The 6,000-nt window shown below is 61.0% G+C and carries 5 protein-coding genes and 1 rRNA gene; 3 read left to right on the forward strand and 3 right to left on the reverse strand.

Annotated features, from left to right (window positions below):
- Positions 1–356: 356 nt before the first annotated feature.
- Complete coding sequence (locus AC1AV0_RS10595; protein WP_094637439.1) at positions 357–1,373, forward strand: LacI family DNA-binding transcriptional regulator; 1,017 nt, start codon at positions 357–359, stop codon at positions 1,371–1,373.
- A 275-nt stretch (positions 1,374–1,648) separates the two neighbouring features.
- Here AC1AV0_RS10595 and AC1AV0_RS10600 read toward each other — a convergent pair whose 3' ends face one another.
- Positions 1,649–2,992 (reverse strand): ABC transporter substrate-binding protein, encoded by a 1,344-nt coding sequence (locus AC1AV0_RS10600; RefSeq protein ID WP_169714293.1) that lies wholly within the window; start codon positions 2,990–2,992, stop codon positions 1,649–1,651.
- 406 nt (positions 2,993–3,398) lie between these two features.
- Entirely contained in the window at positions 3,399–4,097 is a 699-nt protein-coding gene (locus AC1AV0_RS10605) for a histidine phosphatase family protein (RefSeq protein ID WP_169714292.1), read from the reverse strand.
- 130 nt (positions 4,098–4,227) lie between these two features.
- On the opposite strand from AC1AV0_RS10605, the gene AC1AV0_RS10610 reads away from it, so the two are divergent.
- Both AC1AV0_RS10610 and AC1AV0_RS10615 read left to right on the forward strand, forming a co-directional pair.
- Positions 4,228–4,611 (forward strand): DUF4235 domain-containing protein, encoded by a 384-nt coding sequence (locus AC1AV0_RS10610; RefSeq protein WP_094637437.1) that lies wholly within the window; start codon positions 4,228–4,230, stop codon positions 4,609–4,611.
- Between the two features lie 59 nt (positions 4,612–4,670).
- Complete coding sequence (locus AC1AV0_RS10615; RefSeq protein ID WP_476573810.1) at positions 4,671–5,462, forward strand: nitroreductase family protein; 792 nt, start codon at positions 4,671–4,673, stop codon at positions 5,460–5,462.
- A gap of 432 nt (positions 5,463–5,894) precedes the next feature.
- Here the strand turns inward: AC1AV0_RS10615 and rrf are convergent.
- Positions 5,895–6,000 (reverse strand): 5S ribosomal RNA (rrf, locus tag AC1AV0_RS10620); the annotation flags it as partial.

Consider the following 6,000-nt stretch of genomic DNA (forward strand, 5'->3'; position numbering starts at 1 on the left):
CATCGTGCGAGGTGGCGTCCGTACGGTTCGCCCCGCGGCCCACCGGTGATACGGCAGCCGAGGAACAACCGGTTTATGCTCATGCTAGTTGCCTGCAACTCATCTGTCAAACGTTGTCATTTTTTCAGCTGAAAAAATGACAAAACACGATCATTTGACACTGTTGCAATGCGCCAAAATTACCCAAATGACGCGATTTTTTCCCATTATTCGCGTATTGCAAACGTTTGTATATCAATCGTTTTCATATTCAGCGATTCTCGTATTGCCATGTATGCTGGAACAATCCGCTCGCAGGGCCGCCGCACAGCCGCCCGCGAGCGCACCCACCGTTCATACAGCACACAGAGGAATCGATGAGCTCAAGCATTCAGGATGTGGCGAAGGCCGCCGGGGTTTCCATCTCCACCGTCTCCCGCTCCTTCACCAGATCCGATCTGGTGTCGGCACGCACGCGCGAGCGCGTGCTGAGCATCGCCGACGAGCTGCATTTCTCCCTGTCCCGATCCGCCGCCGCGCTCAAATCCGGCCGATCCTTGCGCGTCGCGCTGCTGATGAGCGACCATATCCGCCTGTGGTTCAGCGCTTCGGTGATCGAGGGATTGAATCAGGTGCTGCATGCGAACAGCTACGATATTTCGATTTTTCAGATTTCCAGCATCGAGGAGCGCAAGGAGTTCTTCGAGATGCTTCCCGTGCGCCGCAACGCCGACGCGGTGATCGTCGCCTCGTTCGATATCGACAACAACGAAATCGCCAAGCTTTCGTCCGTGGGAGTGCCGATTGTGGGCATCAACTCGGTGCTGCCCCAAGAGCGCGGGTTCACCGCCGCGGTGAACATCGACGACGTTCAGGGATCCACGCTGGCCGCCCGGCATCTTATCGCGCTCGGCCACCGCAACATCGCCTATGTGCGCACCAACCGCGACGTCTCGCTGCATTTCAGCGTGCAGCAGCGTTTCGACTCCTTTATGGAGGTGTGCGCCAAGGAGGGCATCACACCGCATGTCATCGACGTGCATGAGGGCGAGCACCGCATCGCCAACGCCGTAACGCAACTGATGAGCATGGATTCCATGCCCACCGCCATCGCCTGCCAGGAGGACGGCATCGCCCTGCCGCTGCTGTTCCAGCTGGAGCGCAACGGATTCTCCGTGCCCGGCGACGTGTCGATTATCGGTTACGACGACAGCTTCTACACCGACGACATCGGCCTGACCACCATCCGGCAGGATCCGGTTCTGATGGCCCAGGAGGCGGCACGCACCACGCTCAAGCTCATCGACGGCGAAACTCCGGACACCCCGTTCCGCGTGTTCCCCGCGCAGCTAGTGGTGCGGGCGAGCACCAGCCGAGTCCGCGCAGGAGCATAACTGCGCTCGGGGAAGGTGGCACGCTTCATATTGCCCAGTCGGGTCCGCGCAGGAGCATAGCCGCCGTCACCCTAAAAGGGCGCTCTCTAGCCTCCGCTCGGGGCGACGTCGCCAATGATTGTTCGTCACGCTGCGCGGAGTGCAGCGAAGCCGAAATCTCCACGAGATGACGAGACAAGACGGCCTCATCAAGACGACGAAAGGGGGAGGCGGTTCAGATTGAACCACCTCCCCCTTTTTTAGGCGGGATTCAGCGAATCAGCGGACTCGCTTGATCAGCTGTTGGCGTTGGCGTACTCGGTGGCCCAGTTGTCCACGAAAGCGGATTCCACAGCGCTCCAGTCACCGGTTCCCTGCGCGTATTCGAGCAGTGCGGAACCGAGCTGGTTCTTCCACTCCTCGGACGGCATCATCGTGAAGTTCCAGCTCACCTGGGTCTTGCCGGAAGCCTGATCCTCCACGGCGGCGGCGGTCAGCGGGTTGGCGGTTTCCACGTCGTCAAAGGTCTTGAACGGGGTGGTGAAGCCCATATCCTCGCTCAGCGCCTTCTTGCCGGTGTCGGAGGTGATCACCCAGGCCAGGAAGTCGGCGGTGGCCTTCTGGTCGGCTTCGGAAGCCTTCTCGTTGATGCACCAGTAGTTCTCGGAACCGGTCACAAGACCCTCGTTCGCGTCGTCCACACCGAAGTAGATCGGCATGATGCCCACCTGGTCGGCGGTCATGCCGGCCTTCTCGAGGTCGGTCCACGCCCAGGTGCCGTTCTGGTAGAAGGCGGCCTCGCCGAGCGCGAACTCGGAGTTGGCGTCGTCGCCGGTCTTGGAGCTCAGCTGCGTGGGTTCGGTGGTGGAGTCGGTGATGTACAGGTCGAAGATGTTCTTGTAGTTGTTCAGATACGTGCCCTTGATGGTGGCCGGCTGCTCCGTCACATCATCCTTCTGGAACTCGTAGTACAGCGGCAGGTTGGCCAGATGGGTCTTGAAACGCCAGTCGGAGGAGGAATCGAAGCCGGCCGAGGTGAACGCGCCCTGGATGCCGAGCTCGTCCTTGCGCGACTGCATGTCGTCGGCCACGGCCTTAAGCGCGTCGAAGGAGTCGATGTCCTCGATGGAAGTGGCCTTGGCGCCGTCCAGCGCGAAGTACTTGTTCAGGATGTCCTTGTTGTAGATCAGACCGTAGGTTTCCATCACATACGGAATGCCGACGACCTTGTCGCCGTCGGTGAGCGCCACATCTTGGTTCTGCAGCTGCTTATAGACCTCGGTGTCGCTCATGTCGGCGGTGTAGCCCTTCCAATTCTGGTAGCCGACAGGGCCGTTCACCTGGAAGAGGGTGGGGGCGTCCGTTTTCGCGATCTCCGACTTCAGCGTCTGCTCGTAGGTTCCGGATGCCGCCGTCTGCACTTCCACAGTGACGCCGGTCTCATCGGTGTACGCCTCGGCCAGCGCGGTCCACTGATCGGCGGCCTCCGGTTTGAAGTTCAAGAAGTAGACCTTGCCTTCGGAGTCGCTGGCGGAGCTGCTTCCGCATGCCGCAAGCGCGCCGATGGACATGGCTGTGATCGCGATCATGCTGACCGCCGCTTTGACTGTACGATTCATCGTCGAACCTTTCTCTATCAAGTTGCCCGGCTGTTGCCGGAACCTGGCGCCGAGGCGGCACCATTACAACCCTCGACAGCATCTATTGTGCACCACAATCGACGATTTTGCAAACGATAGCAATAATTTCTGCCCACAAACACAGAACATCGGCACCAGCCCATCCTATTTTCCTTGATTTTTCAACGTTTTTCCAAACATAACCAAATACAAACGTTGGCAAAGATTTCGACGTTTCCCCATCGAATGTCTATAGTCCGCAGCAACCGTTTGTCTTTACCCCACCAGGCGGGACCAGCCCCTTCATCGTCCGATGACGCCAGACCAAATCCGCAGCGCATAAACGAACGGCCGCAAGGCGAGCCGCCCAGCGCGCGATAACGCTGCTGCGGACCGAAATACCCTGCGGCCGTTTCTCGATTTCAGATTAGCTATTCCAACGCTCGATGACGTTGTCGCCCTTGTATTGCCCGAGCACCGAATAATGCGCCGTGTCCAAACGCAGCTGCCGTGCGAACTCGGGTTCCACGCCCAACCATTGCGAAGTGAGGATGCGCAGAATATGCGCATGAGCCACCAACAGCACATCCCGTCCGGATTCGACCAACGGCAGCACTTCGGCGATCGCGCCACGAGCGCGGGCAGCGGCCTCATCCAGAGTCTCCCCCCTGCCATTGTGCACGGCGATCCGCTCGCCGCTGGGCAGCGTCTCCTCCCAATCGCCCTCAAGCGACTCAGGCAGCGCGAGCGAGCCATCACGCCACACATCCCATGCGAAGCCTGCGGCCTCGCTCACCTGTTGGCGAGTACGCCCCTCGGCACGGCCATAATCCCATTCGGCGATGCCGTCCAGCGTGGCGCGCTGCGTGAATCCCGCCAGATCTGCGGTCTGCTGGGCGCGGCGCAGAGGGCTCGCGAACACGCATCCCTGCGCGAACCCGTCGGGAAACGCCTCCCGCAGGCGGTCGCCGGCAGCTATGGCCTGGCGCTCCCCTTCGGAGGTCAACGGGATATTCGTGCGACCGGTATGCTGTCCGGATTCGCTCCAAGCGGTCTGTCCATGGCGCAACAGCACCAGACGACCGGATTTCGCGGCTGCTTTGCCGTCAACGTTCTGTGTTGTCATACGCTCCACTGTAGTCCACTCTCACGCGTCGGCTTATGAGGAACGGCGTGGTGTCGCGTGGTGTCGCGCCTATCAGTGAACACGGGCTCCCTCAAGATGTTTTACGTGCCACGAACTACACTAGGAGTCCATGACTGACGTGTACGCGGATTACCAAGACGACTACGAGGGTTCTTCGGCGGACCGCATCGTCGCCCAGTTCCATGCCATAGACGACAAGGTGAACGCCATGCGAGACCAACGACTCAATGATCCCGATTCCTTGGGCGATAAGCTCATCAAGTTCGCGCTGCCCACACTCGCCGGCCTGGTCGCGGGCAAGGCCTTCCAGCTGCTGTGGGATCGCGGCCCGGGGCGCAAAGGCAAAACCGTCGACGATGCAGCCCAGCAAGGACTGGTGATGAGTCTGGCGTTCGCCGCGGCCTCCGCCGCTTTCGGCGCCATCGTCTCTCAGCTCTCTGATCGCGGCTCCCAAGCGCTGGTCGACCGTAGGCATCGCAAAACCCGCCGCTGACTTTTCCTGATAGCGATATTCGCTTGGCTTTTTCTTCTCGCTCCTGCAACAATTAGCGCATGAGCGAACATATCATTGATAACCCGGTTATCAGCACCCTGCTGAACCGCCGTTCCATCCGCAAGTTCAAGAACGAGGCCATCGACGCCGATACCGTCGCCACGTTGGAAACCGTCGCGCAGCATGCCGCATCCAGCCAGTTCCTCAACGACTGGTCGGCCATCCGCGTCACCGATCCCGAGGTCAAAGCGAAGCTCGCGGCGATCGGCCATCAGCATTACATCGCCTCCGCGCCGCTGCTGTACGTGTTTGTGCTCGACGAGCATCGCAACGCTCGCATCGCCGCCGGTAAAGGCGTGGACGTCGCCGCAGACGAGTACACACTGACCTCCAGCTACCGTTACACGCAGGCCCAGAACGACGCCGTGCTGGCTCTGCATGCGATGGAAACCGCTGCCTACGCCCTCGATTTGGGTTGCGTGATCCTCGGCTCGCTGCTGAACGATGTTCCCGCGCTTATCGAATTGCTTGAGCTGCCTGAGCACACCTACCCGGTGTTGGGCCTGGCCATCGGCAAACCCGATCAGGAGCCGGAGGTCAAGCCTCGCATGCCGCGTTCGATGCAGTTCTTCGAGAACACCTATCCCGCGGACGCCGCGAACGAAGAGTCCTTCCGCACCGACCTCGCCGCCTTCGACGAGACGCTGCACCGCTACTACGATTTGCGCGCGGCGGATCGTCCGGTCGATGCGTTCAGCGATCAGATCGCCGGCGTCGCCAATGACCAGGGCGTGCTGAACAAGCCCGTACTGCCTCCTTCCGAGACCCAAGGCTTCCGTCTGGACCGATAGTTCCATCGGTTAGGTTCCGCAAGGTTCAGCGCATATAACAAACCCTCCGATGAATGGATGCCTCGCTGAGAGCGTCCGTCCATCGGAGGGTTTTGTTGTTGGCGCTGGGATTCCTCGTGTGTTGTTGGTTCTGGGATCCCTCGGCTGCGCTTCGCTGCGCTCGGGATGACGGGGAGAGGCCGTCCCGCAGTCCCCGAACGCGACCCGACGGACCGGACGCGCATCCGTCGTCCCGAGCGGAGTCGAGGGATCCCCGGCGTCTTGGAACAAGGAGGCGGGGTTCCGGTTCGTCGCGGGTCGCGGGTTGGGGCCCGGTTAAAGCGGGCCCCGGGCGTCTTGCGTGGCGGCCGGGATCCCGCCGTGGGTGTTTGTCCGGGGGTATGGCAGGACCCCGGGAGCCGTGGGGCTCGACCGGGGTCCTGTGTTCGTGTAATGCGGCGGCGTGCTACTCTCCCACACCCTGTCGGGTGCAGTACCATCGCCGTGCTGGGCCTTAGCTTCCGGGTTCGGAATGGGACCGGGCGTCTCACCCAGGCCA

Source organism: Bifidobacterium sp. LH_558 (assembly GCF_056356295.1).

What these genes read in the sequence shown, in the direction of transcription:
- AC1AV0_RS10610 (WP_094637437.1), top strand. Translation starts at nt 4,228, where the DNA reads ATGACTGACGTGTACGCGGATTACCAAGACGACTACGAGGGTTCTTCG.
- AC1AV0_RS10615 (WP_476573810.1), top strand. Translation starts at nt 4,671, where the DNA reads ATGAGCGAACATATCATTGATAACCCGGTTATCAGCACCCTGCTGAAC.
- AC1AV0_RS10605 (WP_169714292.1), bottom strand. Translation starts at nt 4,097, where the DNA reads ATGACAACACAGAACGTTGACGGCAAAGCAGCCGCGAAATCCGGTCGT.
- AC1AV0_RS10595 (WP_094637439.1), top strand. Translation starts at nt 357, where the DNA reads ATGAGCTCAAGCATTCAGGATGTGGCGAAGGCCGCCGGGGTTTCCATC.